Here is a 22,840-nt window from a genome sequence, read left to right on the forward strand (position 1 = left end):
AGGAAGCATAGGGCCGCTCCGGTGGCAGGCAGCCCATGTTGACCCGTTCAATCCCCCGGATGGGGGAGGTGCCCGACGTGTGACGTGCGCCACCCTGGGTGGCATGGTGCAGACGGTGCAGGGCGCGTGGCGGGCAGGCCGGTTCTGGTGGGATTCGTCCCGTCCGGGCGAGTCGGGCGCGCACCCGGTGCGCGCGGTGATCTTCGACCTCGACTCGCTCGCCGAGGTCGAGTGCGGAGGCCACCGGCTGGCGTTCAACGCGGCCTTCGCCGCCCACGGATTGAGCCTGACCTGGTCGGCGGCTCGCTACCGCAAGCTGCTCGCGCTGCCCGACGAACGGCAGCGCGTCGCCGCAGAGCTGCGGGCCCGGGGCATCTCCACCGAGTGCGACGTGCTGCTCCGACTGCTCGTCGAACGGATCTGTGCGACCAAGGCCCGACTGCTCGACGACGTCATCCTGGCCGCCAACATCGACGCCCGGCGAGGTCTCGTCGACCTGGTCACCGACGCGTTCACCGCGGGCGTCGCCGTCGGGGTGGTCAGCACGGGCCGTCGACGGTGGGTCGACCCACTGGTGCGCCAACTGGTCGGCGACGGCCTGATCCAGACGATCGTGACTGCCGACGACCTACCCGTCGCCGCGTCGCACGGTGCGGGGTTGCGGGCGGCTCTCGCCGAGATCGGCGCCCCGCCGCACGACGCGCTGGTGTTCACCGGATCGCCGGCCGGGCTGCGCGCGGCGGCCGCCGCCGGTGCGGTCGGTGTGCTCGTCGACCCCGAGGCCGTCGGCGCCCGCGCGGACTTCGACGGGCTGACGATCACCGACTGTCAGCGCCTGCACGCCGCCTCGTGGGTACGCGGAGGTCGGTCAGCTGCCGCGTAGCAGCTCGATGACGGCGCTGAAGTCCTTGTCGGCGTTGGCTTCGGTGAACTCCGAGTAGATCTGCGCGGCGTGCGTGCCCAGCGGCGCCGCGGACCCCGTCGACGCGACGGCGGCCATCGCCAGCCCCAGGTCCTTGTTCATCAGCGCGGTCGCGAACCCCGGCTTGAAGTCGTGGTTGGCCGGTGACGTCGGAACCGGTCCCGGCACGGGGCAATTGGTGTGCACCGACCAGCAGTTGCCCGTCGCCCCGGTGACCACGTCGAACAGCGACTGGGCCGACAGGCCGAGCTTCTCGGCCAGGACGAAGGCCTCGCCGACGGCGATCTGCTGCACGGCCAGCACCATGTTGTTGCACACCTTGGCGGCCTGGCCGTTCCCGGAGCCGCCGCAGTGAATGATCTTGCCCGCCATGGGTTCCAGGACGGGCCTGGCGCGTTCGACGGCGGCGTCGGTGCCGCCGACCATGAACGCCAGCGTGCCCGCCGTCGCACCCTTGACCCCGCCGGAGACGGGCGCGTCGACGTGATCGTGTCCGTGCGCCACGGCCAGGGCGTTCAGAGCGCGTGCGTCGTCCACGGAGATGGTCGACGTGTCGACGAACAGCGTGCCGGGCTTGGCGGCCGAGAGCACGTCGTCGTAGCAAGCCCTGACGATCGCGCCGTTGGGCAGCGAGGTGATCACCACGTCCGCTCCGTCGACCGCCTCTGCGCCGCTCGTGACGACGGTGACGCCCGAGGCCTCTGCGGCGTCACGCAGTGCGTCGACGAGGTCGAAGCCGCGGACGACGTGCCCCGCGGCCACCAGGTTGGCTGCCATGGGGCCACCCATGTTGCCCAGTCCCAAGAACGCGATCGTCGCCATCGTGTGTCTCCCGTCGCCGTTGGTGGTCACGACGCGCGGCGACTGGCAGCTTCGGCCCTGCCGATCACCACACGCATGATCTCGTTGGTTCCCTCGAGTATCCGGTGCACCCGCAGATCGCGGACGATCTTCTCGACGCCGTACTCCCGCAGGTATCCGTACCCGCCGTGCAACTGCAACGCTTGGTCGGCCACCTCGAAGCAGGTGTCGGTGACGTAGAGCTTGGCCATGGCGCACAGCTCCACTTTGTCCGGGTGGTCGGCGTCCAGCGCGGATGCCGCCCGCCACAACAGGTTTCGCGACGTCTCCAGTTTGGTGGCCATGTCGGCCACGGTGAACCGGATCGTGGGTTCGTCGAGCAGGGTCATTCCGAATGCCTCGCGGCTGGACAGGTAGGCGATGGCCTTGTCGTACGCCGTCCGTGCGCCGCCGAGCGAGCAGGCGGCGATGTTGATGCGGCCGCCGTTCAGCCCGTTCATCGCGATGCCGAAACCGGTGCCCTCGCCGTCGGCGCCGCCGAGCATCGCCGTGGCCGGAACCCGCGCGCCTTCGAATATCACCTGTGCGGTGGGCTGGGCGTTCCACCCCATCTTGACCTCGTCGGCACCAAAGCTGACGCCAGGGGTGTCCTTGTCGACCACGAACGCCGAGATGCCGCGGGGCCCTTCGCCGCCAGTGCGGGCCATCACGACGTAGACGTCGGACACGCCGGCGCCGGAGATGAACTGCTTGACCCCGTCGAGCACGTAGTGGTCACCGTCGCGAATTGCCTTGGTGCGCAACGCCGCTGCGTCCGATCCCGCACCGGGTTCGGTGAGGCAGTAGCTGGCGACCAACTCCATCGACGCCAGTCGCGGCACCAGCGACTTGCGTTGTTCGGCCGTGCCGTAGGTGTCGACCATCCACGTGCACATGTTGTGAATGGACATGAAGGCGGCGATCGTCGGGTCGGCCGACGCGAGCTGCTCGAAGATGCGCACCCCGTCGATTCGGCGCAGCCCGCTGCCGCCGACGTCCTCGGAGCAGTACACCGCCGCCATGCCCATCTCGGCGGCGTCACGCATGACGTCGACCGGGAAGTGCTTCTCCTCGTCCCAGGCGAGGGCATGGGGCGCAAGGCGTTTCGCGGCGAATTCCGCGGCCGCCTCGGTGATGACGCGTTCGTCGTCGTCGAGACCGAAGTAGTCCATCGAGCGGCGCTACTTCATCGTCGGGATGGAGAACTCGGCGCCATCCTTGATGCCGGAGGGCCACCGCTGCGTGACGGTCTTGACCTTGGTGTAGAAGACGATCGAGGCCGGGCCGTGCTGGTTGAGGTCGCCGAACCCGGAGCGCTTCCACCCGCCAAAGGTGTGGTAGGCCACCGGAACCGGGATCGGCACGTTGACGCCGACCATCCCGACCTGCACGCGGGAGACGAAGTCGCGGGCGGTGTCGCCGTCGCGGGTGAAGATCGCGACGCCGTTGCCGTACTCGTGCTCCGAGGGCAGCGCCAGGGCCTCCTCGTAGGTCTCGGCGCGCACGATGCAGAGCACCGGTCCGAAGATCTCGTCGGTGTAGATCGACATGTCGGGCGTCACGTGGTCGAACAACGTCGGCCCGATGAAGTAGCCGCCCTCCAGGCTGGCGTCGCCAAAGGTGAGGTCGTCGCTGGCACGCTCCCGGCCGTCGACGACGATCTCGGCACCGGCGTCGACGCCCTGGGTGATGTAATCCTTCACCCGGGCCAGCGCGGCGGCGGTGACCAATGGGCCGTAGTCGGCCTTCGGGTCGAGGCTGTGACCGACCCGCAGTTGGTTGACGCGCTCGACGAGCCTGGCGCGCAGCCGGTTCGCCGTCTCTTCGCCGACGGGCACCGCGACGCTGATCGCCATGCAGCGTTCGCCCGCGCTGCCGTAACCCGCCCCAATCAGCGCGTCGACGGCTTGGTCCAGATCCGCGTCGGGCATGACGATCATGTGGTTCTTCGCGCCGCCGAAGCACTGCGCGCGCTTGCCGTTGGCCGCGGCGGTCGAGTAGATGTACTGCGCGATGTCGGAGCTGCCGACGAAGCCGACGGCCTGAATGTCCGGGTGGTGCAGGATCGCGTCGACGGCCTCCTTGTCGCCGTGCACCACCTGGAAGACGCCCGCGGGCAGGCCGGCTTCGATGAACAGCTCGGCCAGGCGCACCGGCACCGACGGATCACGCTCGCTCGGCTTGAGGATGAAGGCGTTGCCACAGGCCAGCGCCGGACCGGCCTTCCACAACGGGATCATCGCGGGGAAGTTGAACGGCGTGATCCCGGCGACCACGCCGAGGGGCTGACGCAACGAGTAGACGTCGATGCCGCCGCCGGCGCCCTCGGTGTACTCGCCCTTGAGAAGGTGCGGGATGCCGATGGCGAACTCGATGACCTCGACACCGCGCTGAATGTCACCGCGCGAGTCGGCGACGGTCTTGCCGTGCTCCAAGGACAGCAGTTCGGCCAGTTCGTCGGCGTTGGCGTTGACCAGCTCGACGAACTTCATCATCACCCGGGCGCGGCGCTGTGGGTTCCAGGCGGCCCACTCCCGCTGGGCGGCCACGGCGACCTGGACGGCGGCGTCGACTTCGTCGGCCGAGGCCATCGGGACCTGCGCCTGAACCTCGCCGGTGCTGGGGTTGAGCACGTCGGCGGTGCGGCCGGAGTGGCCGTCGACCCGGCGGCCGTCGACGAAGTGCGAAATCTGTGTGGTCATGGCCTTGCCCTCCGACGGAAAATCGATTACTAGGAGATCCTAGTAATGGGGATGGGCATCCGCAAGGGTCGCCGGAGTCGCGTGCGCTGAGAGATCGCGTTCTGGCGACAGAATGCGATCTGTGCGCACACTCGACGCGGGCAAAAGGGCTAGGAACGCGAGCGCAGACCCGACACGAAGGCTTGCGCCTCGTCCCACGTGGGCAGCAGGCCCGCAGCCAGAACGTCGGCCAACGTCGGTGCCGCGGCGTCACGCTCCGAGAGGGTGGGCGCCACGCCGTCGACCAGCGGCCAGTCCACGCCGACGGCCGGGTCGGTGGGGCAGATGGTGTGTTCGCGCTCGGGGGAGTAGCCCGCCGAGCACAGGTAGCTGACCGTCGAATCGTCTTCCAGCGCGAGGAAACCGTGCGCCAAGCCCTCCGACAGGTAGACGCTGCGATGATCGCGGTCGTCCAGCAGCACCGAATCCCACCGGCCGAAGGTCGCCGACCCCACCCGAACGTCGACGACGACGTCGAACACCGCACCCCGCACGCACGTGACGTACTTGGCCTGACTCGGCGGCAGCTGGGCGAAGTGCAGACCGCGCAGCACGCCCGCGGCCGACACCGACACGTTGGCCTGCCGCAGGTCGAGGGCGTGCCCCGTCATGGCGGTGAATTCGGCGTCGCTGAACCACTCGAAGAACCGGCCACGGGCGTCGGGGCGCACCGTCGGGGTGATCTCCCAGGCGCCCGGGATCGACAGCTCCCGGAACGTCACTGGTTGCGCTCCTCGTACGTCGCCTCCGACGCGTCCTTGAGTGGGCGCCACCACGAGTCGTTGTCGCGGTACCACTGAATCGTCGCCGCGAGCCCCGACTCGAAGTCGTCGTGCAGTGGCGCCCAGCCCAACTCGTCGCGCAGCGCCGACGGGTCGATCGCATACCGCAGGTCGTGCCCGGCGCGATCGGCGACGTGGTCGAAGTCGTCGGGATCGCGGCCCATCAGACGCAGCAGCGTGCGCATCACCGTCAGATTGTCACGCTCCCCGTCGGCGCCGATCAAATACGTCCGGCCCGGTTCGCCGTCGGAGAGGATGCGCCACACCGCGCGGTTGTGGTCGGCGACGTGAATCCAGTCCCTGACGTTGGCACCCTCGCCGTACAACTTGGGGCGTCGCCCGGTCAGCACGTTGGTGATCTGACGTGGGATGAATTTCTCCACGTGCTGATACGGCCCGTAGTTGTTGGAGCAGTTGGAGATCGTCGCCCGCACGCCGTAGGAGCGCACCCACGAGCGCACCAGCATGTCCGAGGCCGCCTTCGTCGACGAGTACGGGCTCGACGGGTTGTACGGCGTGGCCTCGGTGAACCGAACGGGCTCGCCCAGCGGCAGATCGCCGTACACCTCGTCGGTGGATACGTGGTGCAGCCGGATGCCGTGCCTGCGAACCGCTTCCAGGATGGTGAACGTGCCGACGACGTTGGTGCGCAGGAACGCCTCCGGGTCGGTCAGCGAGTTGTCGACGTGCGTCTCGGCGGCAAAGTGCACGACCGCGTCGGACTCGGCGACCAACTTCCCGACCAGCTCGGCGTCGCCGATGTCGCCGTGCACCAGATGCACGGCGTCGACGACCGGCGCCAAGGACTCCCGGCTACCCGCGTAGGTCAGTGCGTCGAGCACGGTCACGCGAGCCTCGGGATGATCGCGCACCGTGGCGTGCACGAAGTTCGCACCGATGAAACCGGCACCACCCGTGACCAGCAGACGCATGGTGATGAACCCTAGCTGGTCCACCCGGTCCGTCAGTCGGTCGAAAGCCCCAGCGGACCGGCCAATTCGGTCAAGGTCGGAATCAGCGCGTCCTGGCCGCCGAGGACTTGAATGCACACGTGGTCGGCGCCCGCGTCGAGGTGCTCCTGCAGGCGCTGAGCGATGTCGTCGGGCGTGCCGTGTGCGACCACGGCGTCGATCAGCTTGTCGCTACCGGGCTTCTGCACGTCGGCATCGGTGAAGCCCAGACGCTTCCAGTTGTTCACGTAGTTGCTCAGGTCCAGGTAGAACTCGACGGTCTGCCCGCCGATCTCGCGGGCCTTGGCGGCATCCCTGGCCAAGACGACCTTGTGCTCGGGTGCGAGGAACACCGCGTTGCCGACCAGGTTGTGCGCCTGAGCCGTGTGCTCGGGCGTCGTCAGGTAGGGGTGGGCGCCCGCACTGCGCTGCGCGGAGAGCTTGAGCACCTTCGGGCCCAGCGCCGCCAGGACGCGACGGCTGGTCGGGACGTTCGCCACGTCGAGTGCGTCGAGGTACTCGACGAGGACGTCATAGGGCTTGCGGTACTCGTCGGTGTGCTCCGGATGTCCGATGCCGACACCCAGCAGGAAGCGACCCGGATACGCCGCCTCGATGCGGTGATAGGACGCGGCGACCTCGGCGGCAGGCGCCGACCACACGTTGACGATGCCGGTCGCGATCTGCAGCGTGGTGGTGGCCTCCAGGAGGGGTTCGACGAACGCGAGATCGGCGGCGGGGGAGCCGCCGACCCAGACTGCGCCGTACCCCAGCCTCTCGATCTCCTTGGCCTGTTCGGGGGTGACGGGCCCGGCGGTCCAGACGCCGAAGCGTCCGAGGTTGGGCTTGAGATCGGCGACGTCAGTCATGCGTGGAACTGTCCCTTTCCAGTGGGTTGGTCACTGCAGCCCGAGCGGTCCAGCCAACTCGGTGAGCGCGGGCACCAGCTTGTCAGTACCCGTCAACACCTGAACCGGAACATGGTCGGCACCCGCCGCGAGATGCTCGGCCAGTCGCGCGGCGACGGCGTCCGTCGTGCCGTGGGCGACGACGGAGTCCACCAGCGCGTCGCTGCCGGGCTTCGCGACGTCGGCGTCGGTGAAACCAAGCCGCTTCCAGTTGTTGAGGTAGTTCGCCAGGTTCAGGTAGATCTCGAGGGCTTGGCGGCCCACGGCGCGGGCCTGCTCGGCGTCGGTGGTCAAGACGGCCTTGTGCTCGGGGGCGATGAACGTCTCCGGGCCAACCAATTCCCGTGCCTGCCTGGTGTGTTCAGGGGTGGTGAGGTACGGGTGGGCGCCGGCGCTGCGGCGTGCCGACAGCTTGAGCACCTGGGGCCCGAGGGCGGCCACCACGCGCCGATCCTTCGGCACGCCGAGGCGGTCGAGCTCGTCGAGGTACTCGGTGAGGGCGTCGTACGGCTTCTTGTATTCGGCTTGGGCCTCGGGGTGGCCGACGCCGATGCCGAGCAGGAAGCGGTCGGGGTAGGCCGCGTCGATGCGATGGAACGATTCGGCGACGGGACCTGCCGCGGCGGTCCAAATGTTCACGATGCCGGTGGCCAGCGTCAGCCGCTCGGTCTCACCCAGGATTGGTTCGACCCATTCGAGGTCCGCGGGCGGCGATCCACCGGCCCACAGCGCGCCGTACCCGAGCGCTTCGATCTCGCGAAGCTGGTCGGGCGGCAGCTGCTGCCACTGCGAGTAGTGACCGAAGACGCCGAACTTCCCGAGCTGTGGTTTCGCCATTCCCGGGTCAACCCCTCTGGACGAGGCGGCTATTCCGTCACGATCCGCCCGAGCCGAACCCTTGCTCTAGTCCGCGACGTCGGCAGGTGATTCCTCGGGCTTCGGCGCCACCAGCGGCAGCACGATGATGAAGCGGGTGTCACCGGGCTTGGACTCCACCCGAATGTTGCCGTGGTGCTTCTGGGCGACGATGCGCCAGGCCAGGTCCAACCCCAGCCCGGTGCCCTCGCCAAAGGCCTTGGTCGTGAAGAACGGCGTGAAGATGCGGTCGACGACCTCGGGCGGGATGCCAGGGCCGTCGTCGCAGATCTCCACCTTGATGGCGTCCTCGCCGACTGCGGAGGTCCGGATGGTGAGCGTGCCGTGCCCGCCCATCGCCTGAATCGCGTTGTCGATGACGTTGGTCCAGACCTGGTTGAGATCGCCTGGATAGCACTGTATTTCGGGAAGCGTCTTGTCGAGTTCCTTGACCAGCTTCACCGGCTTGTCCTTGCCCAGCTTCTCGCCGAACATCATGATGGTGCTGCGCAGCAGTTCGTGGACGTTGGCGCTCTGATACGGCGCGCGGTCCATCTGCGAGTACTGCTTGGCACCGGCCAGCAGTGCCGAGATGCGGCTGCTGGCCTCGGCGATCTGGTTCATCATCAGCTCGGTGTCGATGGTGTACCGCAGCCAGCCGATCGCCCCCTGCAGTGACGCGGTGGCGTCGACCTCGTCGACCGAGGCGGAGATGCGCTCGAGCCAGTCGATGTCCAGCCCTGCCTCGACGAACGTCGGCGCGTAGTCCCACGCCGCCGCGATGCCGTGGTCTTCGAGCCAGTCGCCGATCGCATCCTCCCGATCGGAGGCTTCCAGTGCGGTGAGCTCGAGCGCCTTGGCCTTGGCGACCTGCTCGGCTACCTCCTCCTGGAAGGTGACCAGGACCCGCAACCCCTCGGGGCTGAACTTGCCGTCGGCCAGCATCGCCAGCTTGTGGCGCATGCCCGCGATCTTCTCGCGAAGGTCGCTCACCGCGCGCGCGGCCGCGGCCGCGGGGTTGTTCAGCTGATGGGTCAGACCCGCCGACAGCTGACCCAGCGCCAACAGCTTCTCGCGCTGGTCGATGATCTGGCGCTGGCGCAACCCGCCGACCTTGAGACCCTCGAGCAGGTGCACCGCCATCGGGAGTTCGGCCCGCACGAAGTCACCGAAGGCCGCCGCGTCGAGCACGAAGAACTTCGAGGGCTTGGTCACCCTCACCGACGACTCGTAGACCTGGGGTACGCCGTCGACGAACGCGCTCCACGCGCCGCAGTACACGCCGCGCTGCGACGTCCGATTGGTCTCGATGTCGGCCCCGCCGGAGCGCTTGGACATCACCAACTCGCCTTCGACGAGGACGTAGAAGCAGGTCGCGGCCTCACCCTCGATGCAGATGGGCCCCGGCTCGAAGCGCGCGAGGTGGCCGTGCGCGCACAGCGACTCGAGCTGGCGGTCGGACAACTTCTCGAACAGGAACAGCGTGCGGAGCTCGTCGGGCAGGCAGGTTTCGCCCATCGGGATGGTCCTTTCTAGGCTTTCGCCGGCGGTGCCGACACTCACGCTTCGGCCAGGTAGCGGTGCACCAGCATCACGGCCATCGACCCTTCACCGACGGCGGCCGCCACCCGCTTCGCGGATTCAGAGCGCACGTCTCCTGCAACGAACACACCGGGCACACTTGTTTCCAAGTGGTGCGGCGGACGTTCCCGGTTCCAGCCGCAGACGTCCTTGAGGTCTGGTCCGGCGAGCACGAAGCCACGCTCGTCGAGGGCGAGAACGCCGTCGAGCCATTCGGTGCGCGGGCTCGCCCCGATGAAGCAGCACAACCGTCCGGAGGGCACCGTCTCCCGTTCGCCGGACTGCCGGTTGTGCAGGACCAGCCCGGACAGGTGTCCGTCCTCACCGACGGTGTCGACCACCTCGGTGCAGGTACGGACCGCGATCTTGTCGTTCGCCTCGATCTGCTCGATCAGGTAGTGCGACATCGACGCCTCCAGTGAGGGGCCCCGTACCAGCAACGTCACCGACTTGGCGGTCTTGGACATGAACATCGCGGCCTGACCCGCCGAGTTCGCGCCGCCGACGATGTAGACGTCCTCGTCGCGACACTCCTCGGCGTCGGACACCGAAGCGCCGTAGTAGACACCGCGGCCGACGTAGTTGCAGCCGTCCGGATCCGACGGGTCGTTCCAGCAGCCGACCACCTTGAGCTCCTGGTATTCGACGCCGGTAGCAAGGATGACGGACCGGGCGCCGATGGTGCTGCCGTCCTCGAACTCGATCGTCGGCGCGGTCTCGCCGACGTGCAGCTTGACGACGTCGCGGGTGGTGATGACCTCGGCGCCGAACCGTTCGGCCTGGCGCCGGGCAGAGTTGGTCAGCTCGGCACCGGAGACGCCGATCGGAAACCCGAGGTAGTTCTCGATGCGCGAGCTCCGGCCGGCCTGCCCGCCGGTCGTGGTGCGTTCGATGAGGACGGTCTCGAGCCCCTCGGAGGCGCCGTACACCGCCGACGCAAGCCCCGCGGGGCCGCCGCCGATGACGGCGAGGTCGTACATCGGCAGCGACGGTTCGGTCGACAGGCCGAGCAGCTCGGCGAGCTGGCCGTCGGTCGGCTCGACGATCGCCTCGCCCTTCTCGGTGATCACGACGGGTAGGTCGCGACCGTCGAGGCCGGCGGCGTCGAGCAGTTGCTCACCCTTGGGTTCGTCGGCCATGTATGCCCGGAACGGGAACTGGTTGCGGGCCAGGAACTGACGCACCTCCCAGGACCGCTGGTTCCAGCGGTGCCCGATCACCTTCGTGTAGGGCATCGCCCGGTCGCCGACGGCGCGCCACTCCTCGAGCAGCCCGTCGATCACCGGGTAGAGCTTCTCCTCCGGCGGGTCCCACGGCTTGAGCAGGTAGTGGTCGAGGTCGACGACGTTGATGGCGTCGATGGCGGCGTGGGTATCCGCGTAGGCCGTCAGCAGCACGCGCTTGGCCAGCGGGAACAGGTCCATGGCCTTCTCTAGGAACTCGATGCCGCTCATCTGCGGCATCCGGTAGTCGGCGACGAGCACCGCAACGGTGTCGCCGCGGAGCTTGAGTTCCTTGAGGGTCGCCAGCGCGTCGGGCCCGCTCTCGGCCCGGACGATGCGGTACCGCTCGCCGTAATGGCGGCGGAGGTCGCGCGCCACGGCGCGCGACACGGCGGGGTCGTCGTCCACGGTGAGGATCACGGGATGGCGGGGCTGCGAAGTGGGTCCGGTCATCGTGATCAATTATGCGCTGGTCGTCCAGCCGATATCACCCTGACGGACCTCGAGGTGCGCTGGTTACTCCGACGGCGGAATCGGATGCGAGTTCGACCGAGCCTCCACGGGTGTAACGGCCTCAGTACCGAAGCGGTTGAGCATCCCGGCCACGTCGATCCCGGAGGTCTTCAGCGCCTCGACGATCTTGGCCACGGCCAGCGGGCTGACGCCCAGCAGACCGCCCATCGCGTCCTGCGCGTCACTCGATCCGCCGATGATCGACAACCGGTCGATCTCGGCCAGCGGTGCCGCGGCCGCCTCGGTCGCCCTAACCACCGAGGCCAGCACGTCGGGCAGCATCAGCATGCGCGCCGCCTCGGCGGTATAGCTGTTGAGCGCCGCGGCGATCTCCTTCTTACCGGTCGCCTCGGCGACCAGCTTGGCCTCGATGCCGGCGGCCTCGGCGAGCTGCTCGACCCGTGAGGCGTCCGCCAGTTCCTTCTTGCCCGCGGCCTCGGCGACCAGCTTGGCTTGCAGCGAATCCGCCTCGGCCTGCTTCTCCACGCGGAGTGCGTCGGCGGCCGCCTTGCGGGCGTCGGCCTGGGCTTGCCCGGCGCGGACGGCGGACTCGGCCTGCGCCTCCGCGGCCAGGATCACCGAACGGCGCTGCCCCTCGGCGCGGGCGACGTCGGCCTGGCGCTGCGCCTCCGCCGGCGCGATCACGTCTGCCTGCAGGGCGGCCTGGGCCTGCTCGCTACGGCGCTGCTCCACCTCGATGCGGGCCTGGATGCGTGCCGCCTCTGCCTGCTCTGTGGCGATGCCCACGTCCTTCTGGGCGCGGGCGTTGGCCAACGGCCCCGCCTGGTCGGCCTGGGCGTTCTCGGCCTCGGTCTGTGCGCGCAACCGAGCAAGTTCGACGTCGCGCTTCTGGTTGGCGATCGCGATCGCCGTGTCGGCCTCGGCTTGCGCGACCGACCCGGCCTGCCGGGCCTTCGCCGACTGGATTTGTGCGTCTCGTTCGGCTTCGGCGGTGCCGACGGTGGCGTCACGCTTGACCTCGGCGATGCGTCGCTGGCCGAGGGACTTGAGGTAGTCGTTGGCGTCGCTGATCCCGGCGATCTTGAGGACGTCGACCTCCATGCCGATGCGAGCCAGGTCGCTGCCCGCCTCCTCGACCACGCTGCGGGCCAGGGTGTCGCGGTTGGAGTTGAGGTCCTCGACGGTCATGGTCGCGGTGATGCCGCGAAGGCTTCCGGCAAGGATCTCGTTGATCTGGCGTTGCAGTTCGCTGAGGTCGGAGGTGAGGAAGCGCTGCACGGCGGTCTGCACCGCTTCGTCGGCCGAGCCGATGCGCACCAGACCGACGGCTTCGACGTTGACGGGGACGCCGTTGTTGGACAGGGCGTTCTGCAGGTTGATGCTGACGTTGAACGGCTCCAACGACATGATGTCGACGCGTTCGATGCCGGGCACGCGGAAACGGGCCCCGCCGCGGACCACCTTGGGGTGGCCGCGACCGGTGAACACCGCAACCTCGTTGGGCGGGACCTTGATGTAGTTCTTCACGTAGATCAGGGGGAGCACCACCAGGAGCAGCAGCCCGGCGATGACCGCGATCGCGACGATGAGGAGAGTGGACATCTGGGGTGCCTTCCGTTCGGGTGGGTGGGCGCGGCTAGTGGTCGGGAACTGAGACGACGTGCAGATAGTCGGCGTCGACGTCGGCGATGTAGACGCTGGTGTTCTTCGCCAGGGTCTCGGGCTCCTCGGTGATCGCCTTGGCCCGCACGCGGTTGCCGTCGGCGTCGACGAACGCCACCTCGCCCCAGCTGCCCGTGGGAACGTCGAGGGTGACCGTGCCGAGCAAGCCGATGTAGGACGACCGGGACTGCTGTGAGTTCGACTCCTGCCGGCGTAGATAGGGGAGCAGCAGGCCCTGGCAGGCGAACACCAGCGCGACGGCCGCCCCGGCGGCGACCAGGCCGGAGCCGACGCCACCCAGACCGGCCCAGGAGCTGATCAGGCCGCCGGCGCCCGCTCCGAGCAGGGCGGCCGAGAGTCCGGTCAAGCTGAGGAAGGGCAAGCCGTCGTGGCCGGCGCCGTGGCCGACGTCGACGAGCAGCAGTGCCGAGAGCAGAGCTATCCCGCCGACGATGAATGCCACGAGGTAGGCAGCCGTCACACGTTCCCCCAAGCGCTCGTATACCGTCGTAGCCGCGGGCCCCGCCGGCGCTCGCCGCCGACCCCCGACCGATCTTGCCATCCCGAGGCCGTTGCTGGTGACGGCGATTTTGGGCAGCGCACACGAGCGGGTACCATCGAACAACGGTGCGGCTTCCGCGCCGGCTCCTTGCGTGCCCTGTCCTGGAATTTCAGTTGAATCCGGCCCACGTCTTGAAGTCGGAGGCGGTGCTTGCCGCGCCAGACAGGGAATTACGGAGGACATGGCTAAAAAAGACGGTGCCATCGAAGTCGAGGGCCGCGTGGTCGAGCCCCTGCCCAATGCGATGTTCCGCATTGAGCTGGAGAACGGACACAAGGTGCTCGCGCACATCAGCGGCAAGATGCGGCAGCACTACATCCGCATTCTGCCCGAGGATCGCGTCGTGGTGGAGTTGTCGCCCTACGACCTGACCCGGGGCCGCATCGTTTACCGCTACAAGTAACTAGACCGCGAGCAGGGCCCGCCCTGGTCGCCGAACAACCAAGACAGGATCGACCGCCGTGAAGGTGAACCCGAGCGTCAAGCCCATCTGCGACAAGTGCAGGGTGATCCGTCGCCACCGGCGGGTCATGGTGATTTGCTCTGACCCGCGCCACAAGCAGCGGCAGGGCTGAGCGCCTGCGCGAAGACCAGACGACACAGCTGAGTCTTCCGCAGGTGCTGCTGCACGACACAACTGAATGACGAAATCTCAGTACCACCGAGCGAATGGGTCGCTTGGCTACGTCCGGCACGGAGGCCGGACCCCACACGGGGAACGGACTGGGACCAGACCTCCGAAACGAAAAGGAATCACTGCCTAATGGCACGTCTACTGGGCGTCGACCTCCCGCGCGACAAGCGCATGGAGATCGCGCTGACCTACATCTACGGCATCGGCCGTACCCGCTCGCAGGAAATCTTGTCGGCCACCGGCATCGACTTCAATCTGCGTACCAAGGACCTGACCGACGATCAGGTGTCGCAGTTGCGCGACTACATCGAAAGCAACTCCGAGATCAAGGTCGAAGGTGACCTGCGCCGTGAGGTTCAGGCCGACATCCGACGCAAGATCGAGATCGGCTGCTACCAGGGTCTGCGGCATCGCCGCGGCCTTCCGGTGCGTGGCCAGCGGACCAAGACCAACGCGCGCACCCGCAAGGGCCCGAAGCGCACCATCGCCGGCAAGAAGAAGGCCAGGTAACCCCGGATGGCACAAGCCAAGAAGGGCGGCACCGCCGCCAAGAAGGGTCAGAAGACCCGCCGCAAGGAAAAGAAGAACGTCCCGCACGGCGCCGCTCACATCAAGAGCACGTTCAACAACACGATCGTCTCGATCACCGACCAGCAGGGCAACGTCATCGCCTGGGCGTCGTCGGGCCACGTCGGCTTCAAGGGTTCGCGCAAGTCGACCCCGTTCGCCGCGCAGCTCGCTGCCGAGAACGCTGCCCGCAAGGCGCAGGAGCACGGTGTCAAGAAGGTCGACGTCTTCGTGAAGGGCCCGGGTTCGGGCCGCGAGACCGCGATCCGTTCACTGCAGGCAGCCGGCCTCGAAGTTGGCGCCATTTCCGACGTCACGCCGCAGCCGCACAACGGCTGCCGTCCGCCCAAGCGGCGCCGGGTCTAGAGGAGATTTAGAAGATGGCTCGTTATACCGGACCCGTCACCCGCAAGTCGCGTCGTCTCGGCGTCGACCTCGTCGGTGGAGATCAGTCCTTCGAGAAGCGTCCCTACCCGCCCGGCCAGCACGGTCGCGCGCGGATCAAGGAGAGCGAATACCGCACGCAGCTGCAGGAGAAGCAGAAGGCCCGCTTCACCTACGGCGTCATGGAGAAGCAGTTCCGCCGTTACTACGAGGAGGCCAACCGGCACTCGGGCAAGACCGGCGAGAACCTGCTGCAGATCCTGGAGAGCCGCCTCGACAACGTCATCTACCGCGCCGGGCTCGCTCGTACGCGCCGGATGGCCCGTCAGCTGGTCAGCCACGGTCACTTCACCGTCAACGGCAACAAGGTCGACATCCCCAGCTACCGGGTGTCGCAGTACGACATCATCGACATTCGCGAGAAGTCGCTGAACACGCTGCCGTTCGAGCTGTCGCGTCAGACCGCCGGTGAGCGCCCCATCCCGGGGTGGCTGCAGGTCGTCGGCGAGCGTCAGCGCATCCTCGTGCACCAGTTGCCGACTCGCGAGCAGATCCAGGTGCCGCTGGCCGAGCAGCTGATCGTCGAGTTCTACTCGAAGTAATGAAGGACCCCGGTCCCACATCATCGTGGGGCCGGGTCACCAAGACGGCATCAAATAGCGGATGTCGAGAAGGAGATAGAAAATGCTGATTTCTCAGCGCCCCACCCTGTCCGAAGAGAGCCTCGCCGAGAACCGGTCCAAGTTCGTCATCGAGCCCTTGGAGCCCGGATTCGGCTACACCCTTGGCAACTCGCTTCGGCGCACGCTGCTGTCGTCCATCCCGGGCGCGGCGGTCACCAGCATCCGCATCGACGGCGTGCTGCACGAGTTCACCACCGTTCCCGGGGTGAAGGAAGACGTCACCGACATCATCCTGAACCTCAAGAGCCTGGTCGTGTCCTCGGAGGAGGACGAGCCGGTCACCATGTACCTGCGCAAGCAGGGCCCGGGTGCCGTCACCGCCGGTGACATCGTGCCGCCCGCGGGCGTGTCGGTGCAGAACCCGGACATGCACATCGCGACCCTGAACGACAAGGGCAAGCTCGAGGTCGAGCTCGTCGTCGAGCGTGGTCGCGGATACGTGCCCGCCGTCATGAACAAGGCCTCGGGTGCCGAGATCGGCCGCATCCCGGTCGACTCGATCTACTCGCCGGTGCTCAAGGTGACCTACAAGGTCGAGGCGACTCGCGTCGAGCAGCGCACCGACTTCGACAAGCTGATCCTCGACGTCGAGACCAAGAACTCGATTACCCCGCGTGACGCGCTGGCCTCAGCCGGCAAGACGCTGGTCGAATTGTTCGGTTTGGCACGGGAACTTAACGTCGAAGCCGAGGGCATCGAGATCGGGCCGTCACCGGCCGAGGCGGATCACATCGCCAGCTTCGCGCTGCCGATCGACGACCTGGAACTCACCGTCCGGTCGTACAACTGCCTCAAGCGCGAGGGTGTGCACACCGTCGGCGAGCTCGTTTCGCGGACGGAGTCCGATCTGCTGGACATCCGCAACTTCGGGCAGAAGTCCATCGACGAGGTGAAGATCAAGCTGCACCAGCTGGGTCTGTCGCTCAAGGACAGCCCGGCCACGTTCGACCCGTCCGAGGTGGCCGGGTACGACGTCGCCACCGGTACCTGGAACAGCGATGCCAGCTACGACCTGGACGACACCCAGGACTACGCCGAAACCGAACAGCTCTAACCACAGTTCAAACCGTCCCGGCCCTACCTGATACGGGGGCCGGCCACATTAGGAGATAGTCGCAATGCCCAAGCCCACGAAGGGTGCTCGCCTCGGCGGGTCGTCCTCACACCAGAAGGCGCTCCTGGCCAACCTGGCCACGTCGTTGTTCGAGCACGGTCGCATCAAGACGACCGAGCCCAAGGCGCGGGCCCTGCGGCCCTACGCGGAGAAGCTCATCACCCATGCCAAGAAGGGCACGCTGCACAACCGGCGTGAGGTGATGAAGAAGATCCGCGACAAGGACGTCGTGCACACGCTGTTCGCCGAAATCGGGCCGCACTTCGCCGAGCGCGAGGGTGGCTACACCCGCATCATCAAGGTGGAGGCACGCAAGGGCGACAACGCCCCGATGGCCGTCATCGAGTTGGTGCAGGAGAAGACGGTGACGTCCGAAGCCAACCGCGCGCGTCGTGCGGATGCTTCGCAGAAGGTGGCCGCTGCCGCTGCGCCGCAGGCCGCGGTCGAGCCCGAAGCCGCCGTCGGTCCGACCGACGAGGCCGAGGACACCACGGCTGAGGACACCACGGTCGCGGACGCCTCGGCTGAGGATGCCTCGACCGAGGCTGCCGCCGACGAGGCTGCAGAAGACGAGAAGGCCGACGACGCCAAGTAGTCGACCAATGAACGAGCCCGCCATCGATTCCGATGGCGGGCTCGTCTCATCTCCCGCCCAGGGTCCATCTCCCGTCGCTCCGCTCGCCCAGGTTCCATCTCCCGTCGCTCCGCTCGCCCAGGTCCGCCTGCGGCTCGACATCGCCTACGACGGCACCGATTTCGCCGGCTGGGCGACGCAGGCCAATCAGCGCACGGTGGCCGGTGCCGTCGACGAGGCGCTCTCGACGATCTTCCGCACGGAGGTGCTCACCCGCGCCGCCGGGCGGACCGACACCGGTGTGCACGCGACCGGTCAGGTCGCCCACGTCGACGTCCCCGCAGAGGCGGTTCCGCTTGCCTATCCGCGCACCCCACGCGACGAACCGGAATTCCAGCCACTCGTGCGGCGCCTTGGCCGGTTGCTGCCCGAAGACGTGCGGGTTCTCGACGTCGTCCGGGCCCCGGCGGGCTTCGACGCCAGGTTCTCCGCACTGCGGCGACATTACGAATACCGGTTGTCGACGGCCCCGTTCGGAGTGCGGCCACGCGACGCGCGGTTCGTCACCCCGTGGCCCCGCCCCCTGGACGTCGACGCGATGCGGGCGGCGTCGCGAGAACTCGAGGGACTCAACGACTTCGCGGCGTTCTGCCGTCATCGCGAGGGGGCCACGACCATCCGCGACCTGCAGCGCTTGGACGTGGCGCGCGACGGGGACACGATCATCTGCCGTGTCACCGCCGACGCGTTCTGTTGGTCGATGGTGCGGTCGCTGGTCGGTGCACTCCTCGCAGTGGGAGAGGGCCGACGTCAATCCCGTTGGTGCGCAGAGCTGTTGACCTCTACCCGGCGGTCGAGTGATTTCAGCACCGCTCCGGCGCGAGGTCTGACCCTCGTCGGGGTGGACTACCCGGCCGACGAGGAACTGGAAGCCAGGATCAGGGTCGCCCGCGACAAGCGCACCGCCGACGAGGTGGACCGCCCCGGTCGTTAGACCCGCGCGGCGGCGAAGTCGGCAGCCTCGTTGACCATCCCGGCGTCGATGTAGGCCTTCGCAGCGTGGTCGGTCCAGTTCTTCTCCCACGTGTTGGGGTCGGCCGGATTGCAGATCGGGTCGGCGCCGTGGCACATCTCGATGGTGCGTTCCCGGTACACCGGGCTGAACGTTCCGATCGGGCCGGCCCACGCGCTGCCGTTGCCGAACAACGCCACCGCGGCGATGTGCTGTTCGGCATCCGGGGGGAGCGGCTCGTCGAAGCCAAAGAAGGCGAACGGCACCGCGAGCGCGACGTCGGTGACGGCCGCGCCGAGCGAGTACCCGCCGAGCACGATCCGGGTGTCGGGGCAGCTGGCCATGGTGGATTGGACGCGGGCACTCATGTCGTTGGCTCCGACGTCGATCTGGTTGTCGGCGGGGTAGCGCACCGCGTACAGGTTGACGTTCTTGCCGCTCTTCTTCCGCAGCGCGCTGACGAAGACGTTGCCGATCTGCCCGGGGCCGGCAGGTTCGAGGCGGCCGCGGGCGAAGATCACCTCGACCGCAGGGCACGCCGCCGAGGCCGTCGGGACGCCGACCGTGGTCACCGCGGGAATCGCCACCATGGCGGTCGCGGTGGCGACGGTCGACAGGACGACGGCGACGAACCTGCGAAGATGCTGAGAGGCGGTCACCGCTCGGATGTTAGTCGACGGCCCTAGATCTTGGTCATCGTGAACTCGATGGCAGCGTTGACGCCACCCCCCGCCACGTAGGCGAGCTGCAGGTGCGAGAGCGCCAGGGGGCCACCAGAACAGATCGGGTCGCCCGGGTTGCACATGTCGATCGTCTTGCCGCCGAAGGCCGGTCCCGGTGTGACGGGGACGTCGAGAAGGCGGCTGGCGTTGCCGAAGAGCACGACGGCGACCACGTGGTCGGCCACGCCAGGCGGCAGCGGATCGTTGAGGACCCGGTTCGTCACGCCGGCGCCAAGGGAGTAGCCGCCGACGACGATCTTGGTGTTCGGGCACTGGGCCGACAGCGAGGCGAGTTGGCCGTGCAGGTCGTCGACGCCGGGGCCGATGTCCTTCTGGGTAGCGGGATAGTTGACCGCCGACGCCGCGATGTCCCGGCCCGTTCGTTCCCGCAGACCCGAGACGAAGGCGTCTCCGACCCCGCCGAGACCGGGGGCTTCGTCGGTACCGCGCGCGAAGAGCACCTCGACGTCCGGGCACGGTGCGGCAGAAGCAATCGGACTGCAGGCGGCGTACGCCACGGCGGTCGCGACGCCGGTGGCCGCGAGCGTCGCCGACATCACCCGGCGGGCCGCGCGCTTTGACATGAGACTCACCTAGACGTCATCCACGAGCTCATTGGATTCGTTACACCAGGCCGGCGACGAAGTTCGCGGCGTCGTTTGCCGGCCCGCCGGCATAGGCGCGGTGGGCGGCGACGTCTTCGCCGCTCGTGCACACGGGGTCACCGGGGTTGCAGAGGTCGATGGATCGGCCGCCCCAGATGGGGCTCGAGGTTAGCGGCAGACCGACCTTCGCCGACGGGTTGCCGAAGGCGACCAGAGCGGCGACGAAGTCCGGGGTGTTGGGCGGCAGCGGGTTGTTGAACCCAATGGCCGGGAACGGCACGGCGGCTATGACGTCCATCACGGCTGCGCCCTGGGAGTAGCCGCCGAGCACCAGCCTGGTGTTGGGGCAGGCGCCCATCATGTACTGGATGTGCGCGCTGGCGTCATTGGCGCCTGCCGCCGCAGCCAGGAAGTCGTAGTCAGCCGGGTAGACGACGGCGTAGCTGCCGACGGACCGGCCGCCCACCTTGGACCGCAATGCGCTGACGAAGGATCCGCCAGGTAGACCCAGGCCAGGCGCCTCGCTGGTGCCGCGGGCGAAGACGACCTCGATGTCGGGGCACCCGTCGGCGGACGCCGGAGCCAGGCCTAGGCCCGAGGTCGGTCCGCTGGACAGGACGGGAGCGATGACGGCGAGGCACGCCACAGCAACGGCGACGGTCACTCTTCTCACGAGATCGAAGGTCACGCCGAATGGTAACGCCTAAATCGGCTAAACAAGTCCTGCGACGAAATTGGCGGCCTGTGGAATGAACTCGGAGGTCTCGTAATGGGTGTGGGCGAACGGGTTGCGGCCCCGCGAGCAGATGGGGTCGCCGTCGGCACACAGGTCGATGGCGCGACCCCCGAACGTCGAGTTGGTGATCGGAATCGAGAACTTCGTCGACGGATTGCCGAACACGGCAACCGCGGCGATGCTGGGGTCTAGCGCGATCGGCAGCGGCGGCGCCGAGCCCACTTCACCGATCTTGTTGCCAAGCGGCGGGATGCCGGCGAGCATGTCCATCACCGCCGCACCCTGGGAATATCCACCGAGCACGATCCGCGTGCCCGGGCACTGGGCGACCAGTGAGCTGATGAAGTTGGTGGCGTCGGTGGCGCCGTTGGCCGCGGCCAGGAAGTCGTAGGTGGCCGGGTAGTCGACGCCGTACGCAGCGATCGAACGACCGCCGAGCTGCGGGGTGAGCGCGTCGAGCAGGGCCTGGCCAACCCGGCCGATGCCCGGGGGTTCGCTGGTGCCGCGCGCGAATACGAGCTGGACGTCGGGGCAGGGCTCCGCGGACGCCGAGGGGGCGGCCATCAGCGTCGCCACGGTGGCGGCGACGGCCGGAGCGATCGCAGCGGCCCGGGCCGGCATCCTGAGCAAGGTCACTAGCTCATCTTCACATAGGTGGCTCAGCCGGGGCCAACCGTTCGGTGCGGTCGCCGAGGCGGGCCAGCACCAGGCCGGCGAGAACGACTGCGGCGCCGACGACTTGAACGGCCGCCAGAGATTCCCCGAGGAGCACCCAGGCCGTCAACACGGCGAACATGACCTCGGACAGTCCGACGAGCGAGGCAAACCTGGGACGCAGGCGGGCCACGCCCATGATGCCGAGCGTGTAGGCGATCGCGGTGGGGATCAACGCCATTGCGATCACCGGCACGAACCACGGCGTCGCGATCCCGGCGACCATCGTGTCGGCGGAGGTGAAGGTCATCGGCATGACGCGCGACGCTCCGAGGAGCGCGACGGCGACGGCTCCGACGATCAGACCCCCGGCGGCCAAGGTGACGGGATTCAGCCCACCCTCCTCGGTGCTCACCTCGTCGGACATCATGAAGTAGCAGGCCGCGCACACCGCGGCGACCATTGCCCACCCGACTCCGGTGAGGTTGATGTGAGCGTCGGAGAACACGTTGAGCACCAACGTGATTCCGGCGACGGCGAGTGCGACCCCGGCCAGCGTGAGGCTGGCTGGCCGGCGGCCCGTCGTGGCCCACAGCCAGCCGACGACGAGGATCGGCGCGGTGTACTCGATGAGCAGTGCCACGCCGACGGACAGGTGCGAGACGGCGTTGTAGTAGCAGAACTGGGCGCCGGCGATGGGGACGGCGCCGTAGGCGAGCACCGTGCGCCAGTGTGCGAGGGCCTCGCGAACCCAGGTCCGATTCATCGCGGTGGCGAATGCCGCCATGGCGAGGGCGCCGCCGGCCAGGCGGGCGGTGACCGCGGCGGTCGGGCTCCACCCGGCTTCCATGAGCGACTTGCCAAGTGGCCCGGACATGCCGAACGCGAAGGCCGAGCCAAGGGCCAGCAGGAGGCCCGCTCGGAACTGATCGGCGGCGGGGCGAACGTCGGTCGTGGCGGTAATGCGGCACCTCCCTGGCGTGTAATGAGTAAAATGATTGTTGGTCGTGACGCTACCGGCGACAGGAGTCATGAGTCAATTGAATTTCAGTCATGACACGGAACTGACCCTCCGTGCCGCATGCGTCCTCGTCAACACCACTCGGGTGGACGGGGAGCGACTCGACGGCATGGCCGCCCTCGACGAGTATCTCGACGGTTTCGGATGGACGGGGCGACGCGATCGCGACGCCGCCGAGCTGGACGCCGTGAAGACGCTGCGGGCCAGGATCGGCAAGATTTGGACCCACGCCGAAGACGAGGAGCGCGTCGTCGGACAGGTCAACGCCTTGCTCAGCGACACCCGGGCCGCGCCGTGGCTGACCCGGCACGCCGAGATGCCCGAGTGGCATCTGCATCTGGCGTCCATTCACGATCCGCTGTGGCAGCGGATGGGTGCCGAGATGGCCATGTCGCTGGCCGACCTGATCCGCGCCGGCGAGCTACGCAGGCTCAAGACCTGTGCCGCACCGGACTGCGAGGCCGTCCTGGTCGACCTCTCGCGCAATCGGTCCCGGATGTTCTGCGACACCGGCAACTGCGGCAATCGTCAACACGTCGCGGCCTACCGTGAACGCCGAGCCCACGAGGATCCCGCCTGACCGAAATCGGTGCTCCGGCACCCGTGGTCGCGCCGTTACCCTCGAATACGGGGG

General features: G+C 68.0%; 26 protein-coding genes. 10 read left to right on the forward strand and 16 right to left on the reverse strand.

Translation table 11 applies throughout. The annotated features are described in order from the left end of the window. Positions 1 to 103 precede the first annotated feature (103 nt). The gene (locus H7K45_RS14030; RefSeq protein ID WP_263996405.1) at positions 104 to 883 is read left to right on the forward strand and encodes an HAD family hydrolase; all 780 of its coding nucleotides are present in this window, start codon (positions 104 to 106) and stop codon (positions 881 to 883) included. On the opposite strand, the gene mmsB is transcribed toward H7K45_RS14030, so the two are convergent. The 11 genes from mmsB to H7K45_RS14085 form a co-directional block, all read right to left on the reverse strand. Further along, entirely contained in the window at positions 869 to 1,744 is an 876-nt protein-coding gene (mmsB, locus tag H7K45_RS14035; protein WP_263996406.1) for a 3-hydroxyisobutyrate dehydrogenase, read from the reverse strand. The two genes, H7K45_RS14030 and mmsB, sit on opposite strands and share 15 nt — an antisense overlap. Positions 1,745 to 1,770: 26 nt before the next feature. Further along, positions 1,771 to 2,934: an acyl-CoA dehydrogenase family protein gene (locus H7K45_RS14040; RefSeq protein ID WP_263996407.1), complete on the reverse strand. Its 1,164-nt coding sequence runs from the start codon at positions 2,932 to 2,934 to the stop codon at positions 1,771 to 1,773. A 9-nt stretch (positions 2,935 to 2,943) separates the two neighbouring features. Beyond that, positions 2,944 to 4,464 (reverse strand): CoA-acylating methylmalonate-semialdehyde dehydrogenase, encoded by a 1,521-nt coding sequence (locus H7K45_RS14045; protein WP_263996408.1) that lies wholly within the window; start codon positions 4,462 to 4,464, stop codon positions 2,944 to 2,946. A gap of 149 nt (positions 4,465 to 4,613) precedes the next feature. Continuing rightward, positions 4,614 to 5,225 (reverse strand): dTDP-4-dehydrorhamnose 3,5-epimerase, encoded by a 612-nt coding sequence (gene rfbC / locus H7K45_RS14050; RefSeq protein ID WP_263996409.1) that lies wholly within the window; start codon positions 5,223 to 5,225, stop codon positions 4,614 to 4,616. Next, positions 5,222 to 6,217 (reverse strand): dTDP-glucose 4,6-dehydratase, encoded by a 996-nt coding sequence (gene rfbB, locus H7K45_RS14055; RefSeq protein WP_263996410.1) that lies wholly within the window; start codon positions 6,215 to 6,217, stop codon positions 5,222 to 5,224. Before rfbB ends, rfbC begins: the two co-directional genes overlap by 4 nt. Positions 6,218 to 6,249: 32 nt before the next feature. Beyond that, positions 6,250 to 7,104, reverse strand: coding sequence for an LLM class F420-dependent oxidoreductase (locus H7K45_RS14060; RefSeq protein ID WP_263996411.1), 855 nt, complete (start codon positions 7,102 to 7,104; stop codon positions 6,250 to 6,252). A 30-nt stretch (positions 7,105 to 7,134) separates the two neighbouring features. Next, on the reverse strand, positions 7,135 to 7,980 hold the full coding sequence (locus tag H7K45_RS14065) for an LLM class F420-dependent oxidoreductase (RefSeq protein WP_263996412.1): 846 nt from the start codon (positions 7,978 to 7,980) through the stop codon (positions 7,135 to 7,137). Between the two features lie 66 nt (positions 7,981 to 8,046). Next, positions 8,047 to 9,516 carry an ATP-binding protein gene (locus H7K45_RS14070; RefSeq protein WP_263996413.1) on the reverse strand — a complete coding sequence of 490 codons (1,470 nt, stop codon included), beginning with the start codon at positions 9,514 to 9,516 and terminating at the stop codon, positions 8,047 to 8,049. A gap of 41 nt (positions 9,517 to 9,557) precedes the next feature. Further along, positions 9,558 to 11,255 (reverse strand): response regulator, encoded by a 1,698-nt coding sequence (locus tag H7K45_RS14075; protein WP_263996414.1) that lies wholly within the window; start codon positions 11,253 to 11,255, stop codon positions 9,558 to 9,560. A 63-nt stretch (positions 11,256 to 11,318) separates the two neighbouring features. Then, on the reverse strand, positions 11,319 to 12,878 hold the full coding sequence (locus tag H7K45_RS14080) for a flotillin family protein (protein WP_263996415.1): 1,560 nt from the start codon (positions 12,876 to 12,878) through the stop codon (positions 11,319 to 11,321). Between the two features lie 34 nt (positions 12,879 to 12,912). Further along, a complete protein-coding gene (locus H7K45_RS14085) occupies positions 12,913 to 13,419 on the reverse strand; it encodes an NfeD family membrane protein (protein ID WP_263996416.1) in 507 nt (168 codons plus the stop codon). Between the two features lie 262 nt (positions 13,420 to 13,681). Here H7K45_RS14085 and infA point away from each other — a divergent pair, with 262 nt between their 5' ends. The 8 genes from infA (at position 13,682) to truA (ending at position 18,450) form a co-directional block, all read left to right on the forward strand. After that, the gene (gene infA, locus H7K45_RS14090) at positions 13,682 to 13,903 is read left to right on the forward strand and encodes a translation initiation factor IF-1 (RefSeq protein WP_005140011.1); all 222 of its coding nucleotides are present in this window, start codon (positions 13,682 to 13,684) and stop codon (positions 13,901 to 13,903) included. Between the two features lie 58 nt (positions 13,904 to 13,961). Next, the gene (rpmJ, locus tag H7K45_RS14095; protein WP_079925868.1) at positions 13,962 to 14,075 is read left to right on the forward strand and encodes a 50S ribosomal protein L36; all 114 of its coding nucleotides are present in this window, start codon (positions 13,962 to 13,964) and stop codon (positions 14,073 to 14,075) included. Between the two features lie 188 nt (positions 14,076 to 14,263). Beyond that, positions 14,264 to 14,644 carry a 30S ribosomal protein S13 gene (rpsM, locus tag H7K45_RS14100; protein WP_056557107.1) on the forward strand — a complete coding sequence of 127 codons (381 nt, stop codon included), beginning with the start codon at positions 14,264 to 14,266 and terminating at the stop codon, positions 14,642 to 14,644. 6 nt (positions 14,645 to 14,650) lie between these two features. Then, complete coding sequence (gene rpsK, locus H7K45_RS14105) at positions 14,651 to 15,067, forward strand: 30S ribosomal protein S11 (RefSeq protein ID WP_263996418.1); 417 nt, start codon at positions 14,651 to 14,653, stop codon at positions 15,065 to 15,067. A gap of 14 nt (positions 15,068 to 15,081) precedes the next feature. Then, entirely contained in the window at positions 15,082 to 15,687 is a 606-nt protein-coding gene (rpsD, locus tag H7K45_RS14110) for a 30S ribosomal protein S4 (RefSeq protein WP_263996419.1), read from the forward strand. 82 nt (positions 15,688 to 15,769) lie between these two features. Then, positions 15,770 to 16,822 carry a DNA-directed RNA polymerase subunit alpha gene (locus H7K45_RS14115; RefSeq protein WP_263996420.1) on the forward strand — a complete coding sequence of 351 codons (1,053 nt, stop codon included), beginning with the start codon at positions 15,770 to 15,772 and terminating at the stop codon, positions 16,820 to 16,822. A gap of 64 nt (positions 16,823 to 16,886) precedes the next feature. Further along, a complete protein-coding gene (rplQ, locus tag H7K45_RS14120) occupies positions 16,887 to 17,477 on the forward strand; it encodes a 50S ribosomal protein L17 (protein WP_263996421.1) in 591 nt (196 codons plus the stop codon). Between the two features lie 7 nt (positions 17,478 to 17,484). Continuing rightward, complete coding sequence (gene truA / locus H7K45_RS14125) at positions 17,485 to 18,450, forward strand: tRNA pseudouridine(38-40) synthase TruA (RefSeq protein ID WP_263996422.1); 966 nt, start codon at positions 17,485 to 17,487, stop codon at positions 18,448 to 18,450. On the opposite strand, the gene H7K45_RS14130 is transcribed toward truA, so the two are convergent. The 5 genes from H7K45_RS14130 to H7K45_RS14150 all read right to left on the reverse strand — a co-directional run bounded on the left by H7K45_RS14130 (position 18,447) and on the right by H7K45_RS14150 (position 22,218). Beyond that, positions 18,447 to 19,058 carry a cutinase family protein gene (locus tag H7K45_RS14130; protein WP_263997004.1) on the reverse strand — a complete coding sequence of 204 codons (612 nt, stop codon included), beginning with the start codon at positions 19,056 to 19,058 and terminating at the stop codon, positions 18,447 to 18,449. The genes truA and H7K45_RS14130 overlap by 4 nt on opposite strands. A 92-nt stretch (positions 19,059 to 19,150) precedes the next feature. After that, a complete protein-coding gene (locus tag H7K45_RS14135) occupies positions 19,151 to 19,774 on the reverse strand; it encodes a cutinase family protein (protein WP_263996423.1) in 624 nt (207 codons plus the stop codon). A 40-nt stretch (positions 19,775 to 19,814) separates the two neighbouring features. Next, positions 19,815 to 20,423, reverse strand: coding sequence for a cutinase family protein (locus H7K45_RS14140; RefSeq protein WP_372512562.1), 609 nt, complete (start codon positions 20,421 to 20,423; stop codon positions 19,815 to 19,817). Positions 20,424 to 20,507: 84 nt separating this feature from the next. Then, positions 20,508 to 21,152, reverse strand: a complete 645-nt coding sequence (locus tag H7K45_RS14145; RefSeq protein WP_276070077.1) for a cutinase family protein — start codon at positions 21,150 to 21,152, stop codon at positions 20,508 to 20,510. A 25-nt stretch (positions 21,153 to 21,177) separates the two neighbouring features. Continuing rightward, a complete protein-coding gene (locus H7K45_RS14150) occupies positions 21,178 to 22,218 on the reverse strand; it encodes an EamA family transporter (RefSeq protein ID WP_263996426.1) in 1,041 nt (346 codons plus the stop codon). Positions 22,219 to 22,225: 7 nt separating this feature from the next. Here H7K45_RS14150 and H7K45_RS14155 point away from each other — a divergent pair, with 7 nt between their 5' ends. Then, on the forward strand, positions 22,226 to 22,786 hold the full coding sequence (locus H7K45_RS14155; RefSeq protein WP_263997005.1) for a CGNR zinc finger domain-containing protein: 561 nt from the start codon (positions 22,226 to 22,228) through the stop codon (positions 22,784 to 22,786). Positions 22,787 to 22,840 lie beyond the last annotated feature (54 nt).

The organism is Mycobacterium yunnanensis (assembly GCF_025823185.1).
GTDB classification, from domain to species: domain Bacteria; phylum Actinomycetota; class Actinomycetes; order Mycobacteriales; family Mycobacteriaceae; genus Mycobacterium; species Mycobacterium yunnanensis.

Bases quoted from the DNA above. Each gene is read 5' to 3' on its own strand.
- rpsM (WP_056557107.1), top strand. From the start codon at position 14,264: ATGGCACGTCTACTGGGCGTCGACCTCCCGCGCGACAAGCGCATGGAG.
- H7K45_RS14030 (WP_263996405.1), top strand. From the start codon at position 104: ATGGTGCAGACGGTGCAGGGCGCGTGGCGGGCAGGCCGGTTCTGGTGG.
- H7K45_RS14040 (WP_263996407.1), bottom strand. From the start codon at position 2,934: ATGGACTACTTCGGTCTCGACGACGACGAACGCGTCATCACCGAGGCG.
- rfbB (WP_263996410.1), bottom strand. From the start codon at position 6,217: ATGCGTCTGCTGGTCACGGGTGGTGCCGGTTTCATCGGTGCGAACTTC.
- truA (WP_263996422.1), top strand. From the start codon at position 17,485: ATGAACGAGCCCGCCATCGATTCCGATGGCGGGCTCGTCTCATCTCCC.
- H7K45_RS14115 (WP_263996420.1), top strand. From the start codon at position 15,770: ATGCTGATTTCTCAGCGCCCCACCCTGTCCGAAGAGAGCCTCGCCGAG.
- H7K45_RS14130 (WP_263997004.1), bottom strand. From the start codon at position 19,058: ATGGTGGCGATTCCCGCGGTGACCACGGTCGGCGTCCCGACGGCCTCG.
- H7K45_RS14065 (WP_263996412.1), bottom strand. From the start codon at position 7,980: ATGGCGAAACCACAGCTCGGGAAGTTCGGCGTCTTCGGTCACTACTCG.
- infA (WP_005140011.1), top strand. From the start codon at position 13,682: ATGGCTAAAAAAGACGGTGCCATCGAAGTCGAGGGCCGCGTGGTCGAG.
- H7K45_RS14145 (WP_276070077.1), bottom strand. From the start codon at position 21,152: ATGCCGGCCCGGGCCGCTGCGATCGCTCCGGCCGTCGCCGCCACCGTG.
- H7K45_RS14135 (WP_263996423.1), bottom strand. From the start codon at position 19,774: ATGTCAAAGCGCGCGGCCCGCCGGGTGATGTCGGCGACGCTCGCGGCC.
- H7K45_RS14045 (WP_263996408.1), bottom strand. From the start codon at position 4,464: ATGACCACACAGATTTCGCACTTCGTCGACGGCCGCCGGGTCGACGGC.
- rplQ (WP_263996421.1), top strand. From the start codon at position 16,887: ATGCCCAAGCCCACGAAGGGTGCTCGCCTCGGCGGGTCGTCCTCACAC.
- H7K45_RS14150 (WP_263996426.1), bottom strand. From the start codon at position 22,218: ATGACTCCTGTCGCCGGTAGCGTCACGACCAACAATCATTTTACTCAT.
- rpsD (WP_263996419.1), top strand. From the start codon at position 15,082: ATGGCTCGTTATACCGGACCCGTCACCCGCAAGTCGCGTCGTCTCGGC.
- H7K45_RS14060 (WP_263996411.1), bottom strand. From the start codon at position 7,104: ATGACTGACGTCGCCGATCTCAAGCCCAACCTCGGACGCTTCGGCGTC.
- mmsB (WP_263996406.1), bottom strand. From the start codon at position 1,744: ATGGCGACGATCGCGTTCTTGGGACTGGGCAACATGGGTGGCCCCATG.
- H7K45_RS14080 (WP_263996415.1), bottom strand. From the start codon at position 12,878: ATGTCCACTCTCCTCATCGTCGCGATCGCGGTCATCGCCGGGCTGCTG.
- H7K45_RS14075 (WP_263996414.1), bottom strand. From the start codon at position 11,255: ATGACCGGACCCACTTCGCAGCCCCGCCATCCCGTGATCCTCACCGTG.
- H7K45_RS14070 (WP_263996413.1), bottom strand. From the start codon at position 9,516: ATGGGCGAAACCTGCCTGCCCGACGAGCTCCGCACGCTGTTCCTGTTC.
- rpsK (WP_263996418.1), top strand. From the start codon at position 14,651: ATGGCACAAGCCAAGAAGGGCGGCACCGCCGCCAAGAAGGGTCAGAAG.